Annotated in this window: 17 protein-coding genes; 13 read left to right on the forward strand and 4 right to left on the reverse strand. The window is 65.0% G+C overall.

Annotation, left to right across the window (positions count from 1 at the left end):
* The first annotated feature begins 44 nt into the window (after nt 1–44).
* From M4J40_RS20150 to M4J40_RS20180, 7 genes are all read left to right on the forward strand, one after another.
* Entirely contained in the window at nt 45–1,196 is a 1,152-nt protein-coding gene (locus M4J40_RS20150) for a cell surface protein (RefSeq protein WP_251756206.1), read from the forward strand.
* Nucleotides 1,189–2,130: a DUF6384 family protein gene (locus M4J40_RS20155; RefSeq protein WP_251756207.1), complete on the forward strand. Its 942-nt coding sequence runs from the start codon at nt 1,189–1,191 to the stop codon at nt 2,128–2,130. The genes M4J40_RS20150 and M4J40_RS20155 overlap by 8 nt, the downstream gene beginning before the upstream one ends.
* 27 nt (nt 2,131–2,157) lie before the next feature.
* Nucleotides 2,158–3,576 carry a hypothetical protein gene (locus M4J40_RS20160; RefSeq protein WP_251756208.1) on the forward strand — a complete coding sequence of 473 codons (1,419 nt, stop codon included), beginning with the start codon at nt 2,158–2,160 and terminating at the stop codon, nt 3,574–3,576.
* A 129-nt stretch (nt 3,577–3,705) separates the two neighbouring features.
* Complete coding sequence (gene lipA / locus M4J40_RS20165; RefSeq protein WP_251756209.1) at nt 3,706–4,674, forward strand: lipoyl synthase; 969 nt, start codon at nt 3,706–3,708, stop codon at nt 4,672–4,674.
* Between the two features lie 98 nt (nt 4,675–4,772).
* The gene (locus M4J40_RS20170) at nt 4,773–5,231 is read left to right on the forward strand and encodes a type II toxin-antitoxin system RatA family toxin (protein WP_251756210.1); all 459 of its coding nucleotides are present in this window, start codon (nt 4,773–4,775) and stop codon (nt 5,229–5,231) included.
* Between the two features lie 18 nt (nt 5,232–5,249).
* A complete protein-coding gene (locus M4J40_RS20175; RefSeq protein ID WP_251756211.1) occupies nt 5,250–5,876 on the forward strand; it encodes a LysE family transporter in 627 nt (208 codons plus the stop codon).
* Nucleotides 5,877–5,974: 98 nt separating this feature from the next.
* On the forward strand, nt 5,975–6,220 hold the full coding sequence (locus tag M4J40_RS20180) for a GlsB/YeaQ/YmgE family stress response membrane protein (protein ID WP_251756212.1): 246 nt from the start codon (nt 5,975–5,977) through the stop codon (nt 6,218–6,220).
* A 32-nt stretch (nt 6,221–6,252) separates the two neighbouring features.
* On the opposite strand, the gene M4J40_RS20185 is transcribed toward M4J40_RS20180, so the two are convergent.
* A complete protein-coding gene (locus tag M4J40_RS20185; RefSeq protein WP_251756213.1) occupies nt 6,253–7,122 on the reverse strand; it encodes an aldo/keto reductase family oxidoreductase in 870 nt (289 codons plus the stop codon).
* Nucleotides 7,123–7,218: 96 nt separating this feature from the next.
* On the opposite strand from M4J40_RS20185, the gene M4J40_RS20190 reads away from it, so the two are divergent.
* Nucleotides 7,219–8,187, forward strand: coding sequence for a LysR family transcriptional regulator (locus tag M4J40_RS20190; protein ID WP_251756214.1), 969 nt, complete (start codon nt 7,219–7,221; stop codon nt 8,185–8,187).
* On the opposite strand, the gene M4J40_RS20195 is transcribed toward M4J40_RS20190, so the two are convergent.
* Both M4J40_RS20195 and M4J40_RS20200 read right to left on the reverse strand, forming a co-directional pair.
* Entirely contained in the window at nt 8,133–8,645 is a 513-nt protein-coding gene (locus M4J40_RS20195) for a CinA family protein (protein WP_251756215.1), read from the reverse strand. The two genes, M4J40_RS20190 and M4J40_RS20195, sit on opposite strands and share 55 nt — an antisense overlap.
* Before the next feature lie 92 nt (nt 8,646–8,737).
* Complete coding sequence (locus tag M4J40_RS20200) at nt 8,738–9,976, reverse strand: bifunctional 2-C-methyl-D-erythritol 4-phosphate cytidylyltransferase/2-C-methyl-D-erythritol 2,4-cyclodiphosphate synthase (protein ID WP_251756216.1); 1,239 nt, start codon at nt 9,974–9,976, stop codon at nt 8,738–8,740.
* A gap of 197 nt (nt 9,977–10,173) precedes the next feature.
* On the opposite strand from M4J40_RS20200, the gene dusB reads away from it, so the two are divergent.
* The 5 genes from dusB to M4J40_RS20225 all read left to right on the forward strand — a co-directional run bounded on the left by dusB (nt 10,174) and on the right by M4J40_RS20225 (nt 16,582).
* Nucleotides 10,174–11,190 carry a tRNA dihydrouridine synthase DusB gene (dusB, locus tag M4J40_RS20205; protein ID WP_251756217.1) on the forward strand — a complete coding sequence of 339 codons (1,017 nt, stop codon included), beginning with the start codon at nt 10,174–10,176 and terminating at the stop codon, nt 11,188–11,190.
* Complete coding sequence (locus M4J40_RS20210; RefSeq protein ID WP_251756218.1) at nt 11,187–12,311, forward strand: nitrogen regulation protein NR(II); 1,125 nt, start codon at nt 11,187–11,189, stop codon at nt 12,309–12,311. Before dusB ends, M4J40_RS20210 begins: the two co-directional genes overlap by 4 nt.
* A gap of 14 nt (nt 12,312–12,325) precedes the next feature.
* Nucleotides 12,326–13,768 carry a nitrogen regulation protein NR(I) gene (ntrC, locus tag M4J40_RS20215; RefSeq protein ID WP_251756219.1) on the forward strand — a complete coding sequence of 481 codons (1,443 nt, stop codon included), beginning with the start codon at nt 12,326–12,328 and terminating at the stop codon, nt 13,766–13,768.
* A gap of 703 nt (nt 13,769–14,471) precedes the next feature.
* On the forward strand, nt 14,472–15,374 hold the full coding sequence (locus M4J40_RS20220) for a LysR family transcriptional regulator (protein ID WP_251756220.1): 903 nt from the start codon (nt 14,472–14,474) through the stop codon (nt 15,372–15,374).
* A gap of 23 nt (nt 15,375–15,397) precedes the next feature.
* Nucleotides 15,398–16,582: a UbiH/UbiF family hydroxylase gene (locus M4J40_RS20225; RefSeq protein ID WP_251756221.1), complete on the forward strand. Its 1,185-nt coding sequence runs from the start codon at nt 15,398–15,400 to the stop codon at nt 16,580–16,582.
* Nucleotides 16,583–16,726: 144 nt separating this feature from the next.
* Here the strand turns inward: M4J40_RS20225 and mltG are convergent, their stop codons facing one another.
* Entirely contained in the window at nt 16,727–18,043 is a 1,317-nt protein-coding gene (mltG, locus tag M4J40_RS20230; RefSeq protein ID WP_251756222.1) for an endolytic transglycosylase MltG, read from the reverse strand.
* Nucleotides 18,044–18,286 lie beyond the last annotated feature (243 nt).

An 18,286-nucleotide genomic window follows, 5' to 3' on the forward strand; every position in this document is an offset into this window, starting at 1 on the left:
GGGGGGAAACGGCATTGACTACGACCGACATTGTGAAAACGCCCATGCAGTATCTCGACAAGGCGATGGGCGGTTTGCGCGACCTCGGCCTTTTACCGGCCAGAACCGAGGAGGCGCCGATCGTCGGTCTTCTCGAGAGGATCACCGATCTCGACCCCGACAAGATCGCCGTCATCACCCGTACGCTCAGCCAGATGAGCGTGTTCAACGAGGTGGTGCGCGAGCAGATCTCCGAAATGTCGATCGGCGAGCGCTACGAGAAGATCACGCAAGGATTCAACTCGATCCGTGACGATGCCAAGGCGATGGTCGACCAGATCTCGGACGGCAAGATCGACCTGTTCGAGCGGGCGACCAATGCCTGGATGAAGATATCGCGCGGTGACATCGCCAGCCGGTTCGACAGCATTCGCGACACCTATATCGAGGTGGCTCGCGACACCAAGACCAATATCGAGCGCGAGCAGGTGATCCTCGAAGCTTACCGCGACTTCCGGGGCGCCCTGAAGCAGGCCGAGGTGGCTGCGCTGGAGGTTCTGAAGGCGGGCGAAGCCAAGCTCACCGCTGCCAAGGAGGAGCTCGCCAAGGCATCCGAGGCGGTGGCCGGATTTGCCGGCACGGACGCCTCCGAGCGGGCGCGACTTGAGCTGATCCGCGACGAGAAGCTGCGGGTCATGCAGAACGAGGAAGGTCGCTATCAGATCGCCAAGGATCTCGCCGACAACCTCACCGTCGGCTACAACACCTCCGAAGTGATCATGGCGCGCCTCCTTCAGACGACGTCGGCAAAGGAGCGCGTCTATCAGCAGTCCGTTTCCTTCTTCAGCACCAACGAGTCGGTTCTGACTGCGCTGAAGGCGTCGTTCACCGGCGTGTTCGGGCTGCACGAGTCGACGCAGACGCTCAACTCCATGAAGGAGGGCGTGTCCAAGTCGCTGGAAGTGCTGGCCGATATCGGCGGCAAGGTGCAGGAAGAGGCGCTGAAGGCCGGTTATGGCCCGACGGTGCGCGCCGACGCCGTGAAGAAGCTGGTCGACAGCGTGGTCAACTACCAGGAGCGCTCGACCGAGATCATCGCCGAGATGCGGACGCTGGCCACCAAGAACTCCGAGGAGATCCGGGCGGCCGTCGAGGATGGCAAGCGGCGGATCGCCCGCCTTGCCGAGCAAGGCAACGCGCTGGTGCTGAATGGCTGACGTCGCTCAGGGCGCCGCGGCTGCCCCAAAACTCGACGAGCTGATGCTGGCGATGGACGTGGTCGACACGCTTCGTCACCAGGAAGGGCTCGTCGAGAAGGCGCTCAGCGAGGACCGCCGCGACGCCACGCTGAAGGAAAGGCTCCGGGCGCTTTACGAAGGGCAGGGGCTCAAGGTCTCCGACCGCATCCTCGATGACGGTATCCGGGCCCTGAAAGAGAGCCGTTTTACCTACGATCCGGCGCCGCCGTCCTTTGCCCGGACGATGGCGCTGCTCTGGGTCGGGCGCGCCATGGTGGCCAAGGTGGTTGCCGGGGCGCTCGTCGCTCTCATCATGCTGGGTGGCGTCACCTATTGGCGCGTCGCCTCGACCGAACGAGCAAGCGAGGCGGCGCGGATCGAGATGTCCGTGACGCTGCCGGAAACCGTCGATACGGCCGAAGCCGCGCTGGTGACCGAGGCTCTGACCTCCGACGCCAAGGCCGAGGCCGAGCAGCGGGTCGCCGCCGCGCGCGCGGCCATCGCCGGCGGGGATGCAGGCGCGGCGCGTCAGGCGGTGGCGGCTCTGGCCGATCTCCGGGCGACGCTGGCCCAGACCTACGAGCTCCGGATCGTGTCGCGCCCAGGTGAGCGAACCGGCGTGTTCCGGGTTCCCGACGTCAACACCAGGGCGCGCAACTACTATCTGATCGTCGAGGCGGTGACGCCATCCGGCGATGCCCTCAAGTTGCCGATCGCCAGCGAAGAGGACGGCACGGTCAAGACGGTCGACAAATGGGGCGTTCGCGTTCCCAGGGCGACCTATGACAAGGTGGCGGCCGACAAGAGCGACGATGGCATCGTCGAGGACAACATTCTCGGCGAGAAGCCGCGCGGCAGCCTCGCACCCGTCTACGAGATGGATGTTCTCTCCGGTGCCATCACCAGTTGGTAGGCCCACTCCCGAACCCAAGGAAGCAGCATGATTTCCGCGCAGCAGGCGCTCAACGACATCGAACGGGCGATCCTCGGGGTTCGGCGAGACGAAGATCGTCTCGTCGCCATGCTGGCCGACACCAAGGCCGAGGGCGATCGTCTCCGGACCGAAAAGGCCGATGCTTTCCGCGCTCTGGCCCGACTGAGGCTCGATGCGATCGCCCGTGACGAGGTGGTTGGCGAGCTGGACAGTGTCGAGCGCCGGGCTCGCGTCGTGCTCGACAAGCGCAGCGATCGGCTGGCAGAGCTGAAGGCGAGTCGCGAGGGCGCCCTGCAGAAGCTCGACGCGCTCGAAGACAAGCGCGAGGCGGCGGCCAAGGTGCGCGACGCGGCGATCGATGCCGTCGAGGCGAAGACCGATGCCGTCGAGGCACATCTTGCGACCGAGGACGAGTGGAAGCGCCTGACCGTCGCCATCGAAGCAGCCGAAACCATGGCGACCGCGGCCGAGGAGAAACGCCGTCAGGCGGAGGAAGATCGTACGGTCAAGGGCAAGCCCTACGAGGACGATCGCCTGTTCATCTATCTCTGGCAGCGTGGCTACGGGACGTCCGGCTACCGGGCGGGGCCGCTTGTGCGCTACTTCGATGGCAAGGTGGCGAGGCTTGCCGGCTACGACGCGGCGCGAGTCAACTATTTCATGCTGACCGAGATTCCCTTGCGGCTCGCCGAGCATGCGGAGCGCCTCAAGGCCGATGTCGCAAGTGCCGTCGCGGCCCGCCAGGGTCACGAACGGGCTGCGCTGGAGGCCGATGGCATCGCGCCGCTGGAAGCGGCAGTGGCGGATGCCGACCGGGCGCTGGCCAAGGTGGAAACCGACATTGCCCGCGTCAGGTCCGACGTCGACAGCATCGACAAGGAAACGGCGACGCTGCTCGACGACAACGGCGATCCGGCGGTGCGCGGGGTGATCGACGATCTGGCTGGCACGTTGGCACGCGCCGACATGGTGGATCTGGTCCGGCGTGCCGAAGCGACGCCAACGCCGGAAGACGATCTGATCGTCAAGCGGCTGCGCCAGATCGAACGTGATCTCGTTCGTGTCGATGCGCAGGCGGAGGAGCTTCGGCGCACGTCGATCGATATCGCCAACAAGCGTCAGGAACTGGAGCACTCACGCGACACGTTCCGCCGCAACGGCTACGACCGCCCCAACGGCAGCTTCTCCAACGGCGAGATGATCGGCAATCTGATTGGCGGCATCATTTCCGGCGCCATTACGGCGGCCGTGCTGGAAGGGGCTTTCCGCGATGGCTATCGACGCGGCAGATCCCCCCGTCGCGACGATTTTGGCGGCGGCCATTGGGGTGGAGGCGGATCCTGGGGTGGCGGCTCGGGTGGTGGTGGCTTTGGGACCGGTGGCGGTTCGGGTGGCGGTGGCTTCAGGACCGGCGGCGGTTTCTAACGCCAGCATGACGTCGGCGCAGGCCTGATGTGACGGGAGCGGCATGGCCCGTTCTCCGTAGTTTTGCTAGGAAGTTGATCAGAGAAGACCGACTGAGGGTCGGCCAAAACGGGCAGAAAGCGACGGACGATGGTCACCATTCTCGACACCGTGAAAACAGCGCCCAAGGCGCGCCATCCCGAGAAGGCCAATCGTCCGGACAATCCGATCCAGCGCAAGCCGGAGTGGATCCGCGTCAAGGCGCCCGGTTCGCCGGTCTACAAGGAAACGCAGGGTATCGTGAAGGAGAATGGCCTCTTCACGGTTTGCGAGGAGGCGGGCTGCCCCAACATCGGCGAATGCTGGTCGAAGAAGCACGCCACCATGATGATCATGGGCGATACCTGTACGCGCGCCTGCGCCTTCTGCAACGTCAAGACCGGCCTGCCGGCGCCGCTCGACCCGACCGAGCCGGAGAATGTGGCGCTGGCCGTCGAGAAGCTCGGGCTTCTCCACGTGGTCATCACATCGGTCGACCGCGACGATCTCAAGGACGGCGGCGCCGAGCATTTCGCGCAGGTGATCCGGGCCATTCGCGCCCGGTCGCCGTCGACGACCATCGAGGTGCTGACGCCCGACTTCCTTCGCAAGGAAGGCGCCCTGGAGGTCGTGGTGGCCGCCAAGCCGGACGTTTTCAACCACAACCTCGAAACGGTGCCGTCGAACTATCTCACCGTTCGCCCTGGCGCCCGCTATTTCCACTCCATCCGTCTCCTGCAGCGGGTGAAGGAGCTCGACCCCACCATCTTCACCAAGTCCGGCATCATGGTCGGCCTCGGCGAGGAGCGGAACGAGGTGCTGCAGTTGATGGACGACCTGCGTTCGGCCGACGTCGACTTCCTGACCATCGGCCAGTATCTGCAGCCGACGTCCAAGCACCACCCCATCATCCGCTTCGTGCCGCCGGACGAATTCAAGTCCTATGAAACCATTGCCTACACCAAGGGTTTCCTGATGGTGTCGTCGAGCCCGCTGACGCGCTCGTCGCATCATGCCGGCGAAGATTTCGCCCAGCTTCGCGCCAACCGCGAGAAGAAGCTTGCCGAGGCGCGGGTCTGAGGTCGGCAGGATTGCGTTTCGGCACGAAGTCTGAAAAAGCGTAGGGCGGCCCAACCGGCCGCCTCGTTTCTTGCCGACCAACAGGACCATATCGGACAATGCCGACCTTCGAGACCGTTCGCCACGTCAACCACAGCCCGGAGCGGATGTTCGATCTGGTGGCCGATGTCGAGAAGTACCCCGAGTTCGTGCCTCTCTGCGAGCGCCTGATCGTTCGGCAGCGTCGTGTCGACGAGGCGGAGCACGAGGTGCTGATTGCCGACCTCACGGCTGGCTATGGCCCTGTGCGCGAAACCTTCACCTCGATGGTGACGCTCGATCGTGCCGGGCTTTCCATCAATGTCGAGTATATCGACGGCCCGTTCCGCTTCCTCGACAACCGATGGAGCTTCACGCCGCGCGATGGTGGCGGCGCCGACATCCATTTCTGGATTTCCTACGAGTTTCGCAGCCGGATGCTCGGGGCCCTCATGGGGGCGATGTTCGATCGAGCCTTCCGCAAGTTCTCAGAAGCCTTCGAGCAACGCGCAGACTCCATCTATGGCGTCAACGCCTAGCTGGGCCGGGAGGGTGATGTGAGCCTTGCCGTCAACTTGCCGATCATCCTGTCCGCCGCGTTCATCGCCACCGCCAGCCCCGGACCGGCGACGCTTGGCATCGCCTCGATGTCGGTGGGCGCTGGCCGGCGGCGCGGCGTCGCCATGGCGCTTGGGGTGGTGACAGGCTCGCTCGCCTGGTCGGCCGCTGCCGCGCTCGGCCTTGGTGCGGTCATGCTGGCCAATGCCTGGCTTCTCGAAGCGGTCCGCTACGCTGGTGCCGGCTATCTGTTCTATCTCGCCGTCAAGTCGGCGTGGAGTGCGTTTCATCCGCAGGCGCCGACACTCGGCGCAACGGATGTCGTGACGACGGGAGAGGCCTATCGCAAAGGGCTGCTGCTCCATCTCACCAATCCCAAGGCCATTCTGTTCTTCGGCGCCCTGTATTCGGTTGGTGTACCGTCGGATGCTCCGTCAATCACGCTGCTGGTGGTCATCTTGGCCGTCGGCTTGCAAAGCACGCTTATCTTCCTGACCTACGCCCTGTTGTTCTCGTCAGGAACGGTCGCGCGCGGCTTTGCCCGCATCCGCCGCATGTTCGACGGTTTGCTCGCCGTTGCCTTCGGCTACGCCAGCTTCAAGGTTCTGACGGCGCATCTTCGGTGAAATGGGCGCGCGGTTTCTCGTTCGCCGCCAATTTACCCCTTTCCGACCCTATGAGCGCATCCTACATTGACCTCCATGATCGGTCATGGAGGCCCGGAATGGCAGGCGTCGGCATCATTGGAACCATCGTCATCGGACTGCTGGCCGGCTGGTTGGCGGAACGCTTCACCCGTTCCGATCATGGTCTCCTGACCAACCTCATTCTCGGCGTGGTCGGCGCCGTCGTGTTTGGCTGGGTGGCCGGTCAGTTGGGTTTCTTTCCGCGCGGCTGGATCGCCAACCTGATCGGCGGCACCATCGGCGCCGTCGTCATCATCTCGCTCTATCGCCAGTTCAGGCGGTGAGGCGCGGCTGAGCCGCAGCCTCACCGCTCGCGTCACGCCTTGCCGATGGCGTCGAGCTCCGTGAGCGTAGCGTCGTCGAGCTCAATGTTCGCCGCCGCGAGGTTCTCCGCGAGATGGCCGAGCGATGACGTGCCCGGAATGAGCAGGATGTTGGGCGAGCGCCTGAGCAACCAGGCGAGCGCCAACTGCATGGGCGTTGCGCCGAGCCGTCCTGCCAGAGCGTTCAGCGTGTCCGATTGCAATGGCGAGAAGCCCCCAAGCGGGAAGTAGGGCACATAGGCGATGCCTTCGGCGGCAAGCTCGTCGATCAGGGCGTCATCGTCGCGGTGGACCAGATTGTAGAGATTCTGGACGCAAACGACATCGACGATGCGACGGGCGGCCTTGACCTGCGCCGACGTCACGTGGCTGACGCCTATGTGGCGGATGAGTCCTTGGCTCTGTAACTCTGCGAGCACCTCGATCTGCGGTTCGACGGGGCCTTCGGCCGGGTGATGCGGATCGAACATGAAGCGCATGTTGACGACGTCGAGCGCGTCGAGGCCGAGATTGCGAAGGTTGTCGTGAACGGCCGAACGCAGCTCGTCGGGCGTGTCGGCCTTCAGCCACGAGCCGTCTGCGCCACGTTTGCCCCCTACCTTGGTGACGATGGTAAGATCATCAGGGTAGGGATGCAGCGCCTCGCGGATGATCTCGTTGGTGACATGCGGGCCGTAGAAGTCGCTGGTGTCGATGTGGTCGACGCCGGCAGCGATCGCTGCCCTGAGCACAGCGACGGCTTGAGGCCGGTCCTTGGGCGGACCGAAAACGCCAGGGCCGGCCAGCTGCATGGCGCCATAGCCGAGCCGCTTCACGTGGCGGTCGCCGAGGCGGTAGGTTCCGGATTGATCGATCGAGGACATGGGCTCTCTCCTGCGCTAATGGAACCCAGAGATAAGTCCTGGTTGCTGTTCGGGGAACGGGCTACAATCGGTACAGGCTGTACGGATATCTGAACAATGGGCGTGGACTTCGGCGATATCTCTGCGTTTCTGGCGGTCGTCAAGGCCGGCGGCTTTCGCGACGCGGCCCGAGCGACCGGCGACAGTGCCTCGCGGCTCAGCGAGGCGGTACGCCGTCTCGAAGCGCGGCTCGGCGTGCGGCTTCTCCATCGTACCACACGCAGTGTCGAACTGACGGCCGTCGGCCGGGAGCTTGCCGACCGCCTGAAGCCCGCGATCGCCGAGGTGGATCTCGCGCTCGACGTCGTCAACGGCTATCGCGAACGGATCGCCGGACGGCTCAAGCTCAACGTGCCCGTCAGCGCGGCACGGCTGGTACTGCCGGATATCGTGCCGGCCTTTCTGGCTGCCTATCCCGACATCCATCTCGAAATCGTTGCAGAGGATACCTTTGTCGATCTGGTTGCGTCCGGTTGCGATGCGGGCATTCGTTACGATGAGCGGCTCGAACAGGACATGATCGCCGTGCCGATTGGGCCGCGTCACCAGCGCTACGCGCTCGCCGCTTCCTCCACCTATCTCGACCGGTGCGGACGGCCGACGCATCCGCGCGACCTGCTCGGTCACAACTGCATCCGCGGCCGTTTCGCAAGCGGCGCCATTGCGCCCTGGGAGTTCGAGAAGGATGGCGAGATCTTCAACGTCGATCCCGCCGGGCAGTTGACGGTGGCGGTTGGAGGCGCCGCCGAGCTTATGGTTGCCGCGGCGATCGGCGGCGTTGGCATCGTGGGCCTCTTCGAGGGCTGGATTCGGCCGCACTTTTCAAGCGGAGCGCTGGAGCCGGTCCTGGAGCCATGGTGGCCGAGCTTTTCCGGCCCCTTCCTCTACTATCCTGGCCGTCGTTTGGTACCGGCCCCGCTCCGTGCTTTCATCGACTTCGTGAAAGCACGGAGCGTCCGGTCGGCGTCATCTCAGGCGGTCAATGACCAGTCGGCAATCGCCTCTTCCAGCATGGCGAGCGCCTGAACCACTGCCGCATAGCGCACGCCGGCTCGGTCGAGGCTGCCAAAGCGTCGTTCGGCGTGGACCGTCGGACCGCCGGTACGGGCGCAGGCGAAATGGACGAGGCCGACAGGCTTGTCGGCCGTGCCGCCACCGGGGCCGGCGATGCCGGTGATGGAAACGGCGAAGGCGGCGCGCGAGTGGGCAAGCGCTCCTTCCGCCATGGCGCGGGCCGTCGCCTCTGAAACGGCGCCGTGGGCGATTAGCGTCGCCTCCGGCACGCCGAGCATTTCGATCTTGGCCGCGTTGGAATAGGTGACGAAGCCGCGCTCCACCACGTCCGACGAACCGGCGATTTCGGTGAGCAGGCCGGCAACCAGACCGCCGGTACAGCTCTCGGCGGTGGCGATTGTTGCGCCCTTGGCTCGCGCTTTCTCGAGGAGGTGCTGGGCGCGAGGATGGAGCGGCGAAAGGTCGGTCATGACGATCTCCTTCTCGGCAGTCGGTTACCGTGTGGGCATGAAGGACATATAGGTTGCCATTGGCCTATCCGAAGGCTGGCGCGATCTCGGTGTCATCGATCGAGCGGCAGCCTGATCGTCGCGGTGGCGATGGCGGCGATGCCTTCGCACCGGCCGGCGAAGCCAAGTCCTTCGTTCGTGGTCGCCTTGACGCCGACCCGGTCGATCGTGATGCCGCAGGCTTCGGCAATGGCCGAGCGCATGGCGTCGCGGTGCGGTCCCACCTTGGGAGCCTCGGCGATGATCGTGACGTCGCAATGAGCGAGGAGGCCGCCGCGCTCTGCGAGGCGGCGAACCGCGTCCTTCAGGAACAGAGTGGATGCGGCGCCGCGCCATTGCTCCTCCGACGGCGGAAAATGCTTGCCGATGTCGCCGTCGCCGAGGGCGCCGAGGATGGCGTCGGTCAGCGCGTGCAGCGCTACGTCGGCGTCCGAGTGTCCCTTGAGGCGCTGGTCGTGCGGGATGAACACGCCGCAGAGCGTCACGCCGTCGCCGGGCTCCAGCACGTGGACATCGTAGCCCGTGCCGACGCGGACGTCGGGGCAGGCGAGAAAAGCCTCGGCGGCGAGGCGCTGTTCGGCCATGTCGAAATCCTCCGCAGTGGTCAGCTTGACGTTGTCGGCGCCGCCATCGACGAGCAACACGCGATGGCCGGCAAGTTCGGCAACGGCGGCATCATCGGTCACACCAGTGATGCCGCGCGCGGCGAGCGCCTTGTGGGCGGCTACGATTTCCGCGTAGCGGAACCCCTGGGGCGTTGCGGCTCGCCAAAGCCCCTCGCGCGGTACCGTCTCGCTCACGTAACCCGCCGCATCGGCCCGCTTGACCGTGTCGATCACCGATACGCCACAGAGCACGGCGACCTCGCGCCCGAGCGCTTCGATCACCCGATCGATGGCGTCGCGGCGAATGAAGGGACGCACGGCGTCATGGATCAGCACGAGGTCCGGCGCATCGTGAGCGAGCGCCTGCAGGCCGGCGAGGCAGCTGGCCTGGCGATCCGCGCCGCCGGCGACGGGCGGCGAAAGACGCGGGTCGTCGATTCCTGATACAGAGTTGGCATAGAGCGCTTGATCGTCGGGGTGGATCACCGTCAGTACCCTGTCGATACCAGGGTGCGCCAGAAAGGCCTCGGCGGTTCGAGCCATGACCGGTCGGCCGCGAAGCGGGCGGTACTGTTTGGGTGGGGCGCCGGCACTGGCGGCTCGGCTGCCGCGCCCGGCGGCCACCAGAATCACCGCGACGGTGGGGCGTTTTGCGGGATGGGCGGGAGTGATGGCGCTGGTTGGCATCGCCGTTTGCAAGGCTCCGCTGGCGACCGAATGGCGGTCGCGGCAAAAATGTGCATTCTCGTTACGTTATTGGCCGGATGCCCCGCAAGACGCTTGCGTCATTTCTTCCGAGCGGCTATCAATTGCGTAATTTGTATGCAGTGAGTTTTCGTGCACAAGGTGTAAGCATGGCGGTTTCCAGGCCGGATCGCGAAGTAATGACTGCGCCGGCGTCGGGGCTTTGCGTCGGCGGCGTGACTGTGCCGTCGCCGGTGTTTCTTGCGCCGATGGCTGGCATCACCGACCTACCGTTCCGGCGTATCGCGCGCCGTTATGGCGCCGGCCTCACCGTGTCCGAAATGGTGGCATCGGAAACCCTGCTCGACGGGCACCCGGAAACGACGACGCGCGCCGAGGCCGACGATGAGGGGGTGCACGTCGTGCAGCTTGCCGGCCGTGAGGCGCGCTGGATGGGCGAGGGCGCCCGCGCGGCGGAAGCCGGTGGCGCCGACATCATCGACATCAACATGGGCTGTCCGGCCAAGAAGGTTGTATCGGGCTATTCCGGCTCGGCGCTGATGCGCGATCTCGACCACGCCCTTACCCTCATCGAAGCCGTCGTTGGCGCCGTCAAGGTGCCGGTGACGTTGAAGATGCGGCTCGGCTGGGACGACGCCTGCATCAACGCGCCGGAACTGGCGCGGCGGGCCGAGGCGGCCGGCGTCGCCATGGTCACCGTGCATGCCCGTACCCGCAACCAGTTCTACAAAGGCTCGGCGGACTGGTCGAAGGTGAGCGCGGTGCGCGAGGCCGTGTCCATTCCGCTGGTCGTCAACGGCGATGTCGTCGACGCGGCGTCGGCACGCGAGGCGCTGCGCCAGTCGGGAGCCGACGCGGTGATGGTCGGGCGGGGCGCCTACGGTCGTCCCTGGCTGCCGGGGCGGATTGCCGCCGCGCTGCGTTCGGGGGGCGAAGCCGAGGCGCCGGACCGGGACGAGATCCTGGGTTCGCTCATGGCGCAATACGAGCACATGCTTGCCCATTACGGCGAGGGGCTGGGCCTCAGGATGGCCCGCAAGCACGTTGGCTGGACCTTTGAGGCGGTGCCGCGCGACGACGCGTCGGCACCCGGAATCCGCCGGCGGGCGCTGACGGCGGAAACGCCGGAGGCGGTGATGGAGGCCGTTGGCGAGTGGTTCGCCGAAGGCGCGAGTTTCGAGAGGGTTGCCGCATGACGACGTCTTCATCCGCACCGGGCGCGGAGGTTCCGGCGGAGCGGGATCTCGAAGTGTCGATCCTCAACGCCTTGCCACATCCGGTAATCATGCTCGATCCGGAGGGACGCGTCTGTTCGGCCAACGACGCGGCGCAGAACTTCTTCCAGTCGAGCGCTTCCGTGCTCGGCCGGCATTCGCTGCGACACTTCGTGCCTTTCGGCAGCCCGCTGTTGCAGTTGGTCGAGCAGGTGCGCGAACGCGGGGCTTCGGTCAACGAATATCGCGTCGACGTGGGAACGCCGCGCAATGGCGGCGAGCGCGTCGTCGATATCTACGCCGCCCCGGCATCCGATCGTCCCGGCCATGTGGTGATCATGCTCCAGGAGCGCACCATGGCCGACAAGATGGACAAGCAGCTCACCCATCGCGGCGCAGCGCGGTCCGTCACCGGCCTTGCCGCCATGCTGGCGCATGAGATCAAGAACCCGCTTTCCGGTATTCGCGGCGCGGCGCAGCTTCTGGAGCAGTCGGCCGACGATGGCGACAGGGCGTTGACGCAGCTGATCACCGACGAGGCCGATCGCATCGTCAAGCTGGTCGACCGCATGGAAGTATTCTCCGACGAGCGACCGATCGAGCGTGAGCCGGTCAACATCCACGCCGTGCTGGAGCATGTGAAGCGTCTGGCCCTCAGCGGCTTTGCTCGCGATATCCGGCTCGTGGAGGAATATGATCCGTCTCTGCCGCCGGTCTACGCCAATCGTGACCAGCTGGTGCAGGTGTTCCTCAATCTCGTCAAGAACGCCGCCGAGGCGCTGACCGACACGCCGGACGCGGAAATCGCGTTGACGACGGCCTTCCGGCCGGGCGTGCGTCTCTCGGTGCCGGGTACGCGCGAGCGCGTGAGCCTGCCGCTCGAGTTTTGCGTGCGCGACAACGGCCCGGGTGTGCCTGAAGAGATCCAGACGCACATGTTCGACCCGTTCGTCACCACCAAGACCAACGGCACGGGCCTTGGCCTCGCTCTGGTCGCCAAGATCGTTGGCGACCATGGCGGCGTTATCGAATGCGAAAGCCAGCCGCGCCGCACCACCTTCCGCCTCCTCCTTCCCGCCTACGTCGACAAGATCGCGGACTGAAAGGGTCTTCTCTGATGCCTACCGGCAGCATACTCGTCGCCGACGATGACTCCGCAATTCGCACGGTGCTGAACCAAGCCCTGTCTCGAGCGGGCTATGAAGTGCGCCTCACATCCAACGCAGCGACGTTGTGGCGCTGGGTGAGCCAGGGAGACGGCGACCTCGTCATTACCGACGTGGTGATGCCCGACGAGAACGCCTTCGACCTGCTGCCGCGCATCAAGAAGGCGCGCCCCGACCTGCCTGTGATCGTGATGAGCGCGCAGAACACGTTCATGACGGCGATCCGTGCTTCCGAGAAGGGCGCCTACGAGTATCTGCCCAAGCCGTTCGACCTCAAGGAACTGATCTCCATCGTCGGCCGGGCGCTGGCCGAACCCAAGGGCAAGCAGCGGCTCGACGTTGGCGAGGACGGCTCGGAGAACATGCCGCTGGTCGGCCGTTCACCAGCCATGCAGGAAATCTATCGCGTTCTCGCCCGCCTGATGCAGACCGACCTGACGGTGATGATCACTGGCGAGAGCGGCACCGGCAAGGAGCTGGTGGCGCGGGCGCTGCACGACTACGGCAAGCGCCGCACCGGCCCCTTCGTGCCGATCAACATGGCGGCCATCCCGCGCGACCTCATCGAAAGCGAGCTTTTCGGCCACGAGAAGGGCGCCTTCACCGGCGCGCAGGCCCGCTCTGCCGGTCGGTTCGAGCAGGCCGAGGGCGGTACGTTGTTCCTCGACGAGATCGGCGACATGCCGATGGATGCCCAGACGCGCCTGCTGCGTGTGCTGCAGCAGGGTGAGTACACCACCGTCGGCGGTCGTACGCCGATCAAGACGGACGTGCGCATCGTTGCCGCGACCAACAAGGACCTCAGGCTGCTGATCAACCAGGGCCTCTTCCGCGAAGATCTGTTCTTCCGCCTCAACGTGGTTCCGATCCGCCTGCCGCCGCTTCGCGAGCGTATCGAGGATATTCCCGACCTCGTGCGGCATTTCTTCACGGTCGCCGAGAAAGAGGGGCTGCCGTCCAAGCAGATCGAGTCGGCGGCGGTCGAGCGTCTCAAGCGCTATCGCTGGCCGGGCAACATCCGCGAGCTTGAAAACCTCGTTCGTCGTCTTGCCGCCCTCTATCCGCAGGACACCATCACGGTGAATCTGATCGAGGCGGAGCTGGCGACACCGACGGTGACGCTGGTGGAAGAGGAGACGCAGGCTGACGAGGATCTGTCGGAGTCGGTGGAGCGCTTCCTGGCCAAGTATTTTGCCGAGTTTGGCGACAACCTGCCGCCGCCCGGCCTCTACCACCGTATTCTCAAGGAAGTGGAATATCCGCTGATCGGTGCAGCGCTGGCGGCGACGCGCGGCAACCAGATCAAGGCGGCCGAACTTCTGGGCGTCAATCGCAACACGCTTCGCAAGAAGATCCGCGATCTCGACGTGCAGGTGATCCGCAACTCGCGTTGACCCTCGGTGGAGGATCAATCGGGCTGACGCAGGCGGATGGGGATGTACGTCTCCATCTGTGTGCGAAGCCTTGTGCTTCGATCAGCGCGTACCACCAGACCAGTACCCGTCGTCTTCGTCGAGGAACAGGAAATCGCGCGGGAGAAAGCTGGCGCGGGGCGTCGGGCGGAGCATTGACATATGTGCGTCGAGGCGACCGAGTATGCCGCTTGCGCTGAAGTTGGCGCTGGGATCCGGTCCGGACGAGACGGCGGCAACGAGACTCCCCTGAAGTCCATTAGCATCCCCTTTGGGCTGGAGCGAAATCGAGTTGATGGTCGCCAAGATGCAATCCAGGCGGGTGTTTCGGGCAAATTGGGAAAGGCGCCGACCAGGGTCGACGCCTTTGTTGAATCCACCGCGATTTTCGTCAGATGCGGCGCATTTCCAGAGTTCTCGCGCCAAGTTGACAGTTCTAGTGAATTAGTCCGATAATATAGCGGACTGTTCGCCTGACGATGCTGGTTCTCTGGCAGGGGTCTATAAGCTCCAGTTCGTAGTCATATTGACTCTGGTCTGGAAATGACCTTCTCTTCGGCTTGGGCTGCATGAAAAGCTGGACGTATTGGTCAGGGGTCATGGCATTTCTCCCTTGTTTCGTCATCTAGATACGGCTATCTATGAATCGGTTCAATCCTTCAAGATTGCAACTTGGCATGCAGAAATGAAACACATCCCCTGGGACTCGTATCAGATCTTCCTGGCAGTGGCCCGCAGCGGCAGCCTCAGCGCAGCGGCGGAGCGCATTGGCCTTTCCAGCGCCACCATCGGCCGGCGCATGCTGGAGCTGGAGCGGCAAATGGAGTGCGGACTGTTCCTCCGTAGCCAAGCCGGCTATTCGCTGACCGGCGGGGGGCAGGCGCTGCTCGATCATCTCGTCGGGATGGAGGCGGCGGGACGCGAAGTGGAGATCTGGAACGCCGGCCTGTGCGGCGCCGTGCGCGTACGCATCTGCGCCGGCAGTTGGTGCGCCCGCTTCCTGGCGCGCAATCTCGACGTTCTTGTCCAGCCTGGTGACCGGCATGGCATCGATCTCAGCATCGGCGAGGAAAGGGCATCGCTCGCTCACCGCAGCGCCGACATCGGCATCCGGGCTTTCGAACCGGAAGAAAGCAACCTTGCCGCCGTGCGCCTGCCGGAGGTTGCCTATGCCGTTTACGCCGCGACCGACATGCCGGACGGCGGTGCTGAACGCTGGGTCGCGGTGACGGAGGAGGCCGCGGTCTCCCGCTACTTGCGCTATCCGCACGAGAAGTGGCCAAACAACCTGATTGCCACGGTCAGCCGGGCGGAAGGGCTTCGCCACTCGATCCTGTCCGGGGCCGGGGTCGGCGTGCTGCCGTGCTTTGTCGGCGATGTTGACCCGGAGCTTCGGCGAGTCGGGGGTGAGGTCGCCGAGCTTCGTCACAAGAGTTGGCTGGTCATGAACAACGAGGACCGGCATCGGCCCGAGATTCGTGCGGTGGTCGATCGCATGACCGCTCTGTTCCGTCGTCGTGCCGCTTTGTTCGAGGGGCGCAGTGAGCGCGTCGTGGCCTTGTCAAATGTGCGCGATGTGGCCACATAGGGCTCCAGTTTTCGGAGCAAGGCATGAGTGAGGCATCGCAGCATTTCGACGTGGCCGTCGTTGGGGGAGGGCCGGCGGGGCTTGCCGCTGCCATGGCCGTTGCCGACACCGGCGCATGCGTGGCCCTGATCGCGCCGCGCCCGGGTGTGGATGACTGGCGAACCACGGCCTTGTTGGGGGGCTCGGTCGCGTTTCTCGAGAGGCATGGTGTCTGGGCCGACCTGGAAGGCATTGCCGCTCCGCTCAGGAACATGCGGCTTGTCGACGCCTCCTCTCGCCTGTTCCGCGCTCCTGACGTGACGTTCGAGGCGCGGGAGATCGGTCGCGAGCTGTTCGGCTACAATGTCGCAAATGGTCCGCTGGTCGCAGCACTGTCGGACGCGGTAGCCGCGCGGGCCGACCGCATCGTTCGTTTTGAAGCGCTGTTCCAGACGCTCGATCAACGAGGGGACGTCGCACTCCTGGGGCTTTCCTCGGGCGAGACCGTCGCGGCCTCCTTGGTGATCGCTGCCGATGGCCGCAACTCCGGTGTGCGCAAGGCCGCCGGCATCGACGTGAAGTCCTGGAGCTATCCTCAGGAAGCTTTGGTGCTGGCGCTCTCGCATAGCGAGCCGCACCGTGACACCTCGGTCGAGTTCCACACCGAGGCTGGCCCGTTCACTTTGGTTCCCCATGGGCGGGGTCGTTCATCGCTGGTGTGGATGGATCGCCCCGAGGTGATCGCGCGTGCAAATGGTCTCGACGATGCGGCGCTTGCGTTGGAGATCGAGCGCCGTTCCGGTTCCGCCCTGGGCGTCATGACCGTGGATAGTCCTCGTCAGCGTTGGCCGATTTCAGGCTTTCAGGCGCGACGACTCGCGTCGGGTCGTGTCGTTCTGGTGGGAGAGGCGGCGCACGGCTTCCCGCCAATCGGCGCGCAAGGTTTCAACCTGACGCTTCGTGACGTCGAAAGAGTAGAGGACATTGTTCGGAGTGCGATGCACCTGTCAGGCAGCAAGCGGCTCGATGGCGAGAAAGCGGCTCGGGATTACGACAAGGCGCGTCGTTTCGACGTATCAGGGCGCGTTGCCGGCGTCGATCTTCTCAATCGCTCCCTGCTGAGTGACGTCCTGCCCATGCAGATTGCGCGCGCCACGGGATTGATGCTGGCCCGCGATCTTGGACCGGTCCGGCGACTTCTGATGCGCGTAGGGCTCGCTGGACGGTAACGGTCCAGGCGATGTGAGCGGCCGAAGGCGAGCCTTGCGGCCTGTCCTCCGGCGCTTCCGTTCCCGCTAGAAATTCGGCTTGCATAAATTCCGCTCTGCGGGCCGAAGCTCGGCCCGCAGAACTCTTGTCCTATGCCGGGATCACTACTCCGGCTTGGGTTGTGGCAACACGGGCTGTGCGGCGTCGCGTGGCGTTGCCCCATCCAGCAGATCCTTGGGATCGCCAGCCTTGGCGTCGGGGGCTTCGCCGTCGGAATCCGGCGGCAGATCGATGGCGTCCGGATCCTTGGTGTCCACGTCCACCTTGCCCGCGGCGGCTTTCTCGCGCTCGATCTTGCGCCACTTGGCGACGTTGCGGTTATGCTCGGCGAGGCTGGCGGCGAAGATATGCCCGCCGGTGCCGTCGGCAACGAAGTAGAGGTCCTTGGTATTGGACGGATTGGCGACCGCCTCCAGGGCGGCGCGTCCCGGGTTGGCGATCGGTCCGGGGGGCAGGCCGTTGATGTGGTAGGTGTTGTATGGCGTCGACTTGTCGATGTCGGCGCGGCTGATCGGCCGGCCGAGCGTGCCGGCGCCCCCCACGAGACCGTAGATGATCGTCGGGTCGGACTGCAGGCGCATGTTTTTCTCGAGGCGATTGAGGAAGACCGATGCGACATGCGGACGCTCGTCGGCCTTGCCCGTCTCCTTCTCCACGATCGAGGCCAGGGTGACGAGCTGCTTGGGCTCGGAGAATGGCAGGTTGTGGGTGCGGTTGGCCCAGACCTGGTCGAGCACCTTGGTGTGGGCGGCCTTCATCTGCTCGAGGATCTGGCTGCGGGACGCGCCCCGCGTGAAGCTGTAGGTTTCCGGAAGCAGCGTGCCTTCGGCGGGCACGGCGGCGATATCGCCGGTCAGGAACTCGTTCTGCTTGAGCCGGTTGACGATCTGCTGCGAAGTCAGCCCTTCGGGGAAAGTGATCTGGTGCAGGATCGCCTTGCCCGAAACGAGCATGTTCATGACGCCGCGCATGCTGACGCGGGCCGGAAAGGCGTATTCGCCGGCCTTGAGGCGCCCCTGCTGCTGGTAGGCGCGCACGCCGCCGATGAAGATATAGTGGCCGAGCATGTCATAGGGGCTTTCGATGACCCCCTCGGTCTCCAGGATATCGGCAATGCGGGCGAGGCCGGAATCGGCGGGAATGATGACGACCTTGTCCTCGGCGAGCGGCCCGGGCTTCTCGAACTCCGCCTTGCCCCAGTAGAGCAGGGCCCCCGCAGCGACGACGCCGAGCACAAGCAGCGTCACCAGAGCGTTCATGACGACGACGATCGGGTTGCGGGCCCGACGCGAACGCGGCAAGGGCGGCGCCTGCTCTGGCGCCAGCGCTTCACGCGGGCTCTTGGGGTTCAGCCGCGTTTTCATTTCCTGCGTGGTGTCGGCTGCGTCCTGCCTGTCGTCCATGGGTCCAAGTCTCTTCATGGGGGGCGCGATCCGCCACTTCCGCCCATGAATGTGGCAGCAGCGCGGAACGGTGGCCGTCAAGATGCCGTTCGTGAGGGCGTGGCGTCTTTCAGGCCCGTTCGGGCGAGCTTCCAAGCAACACGCCGACTCCTGCCTTGGCAAGCGCCGCTTTGGCGATTGCCACAGCTTTTGCCTTCCGAATCAAAAGGCCCGCCGGACGATAGATCCGGCAGGCCTGATTTTTCCGTCCTCAGCGCCGGT

Source organism: Pleomorphomonas sp. JP5, assembly GCF_023721815.1.
Taxonomy (GTDB): Bacteria; Pseudomonadota; Alphaproteobacteria; order Rhizobiales; family Pleomorphomonadaceae; genus Pleomorphomonas.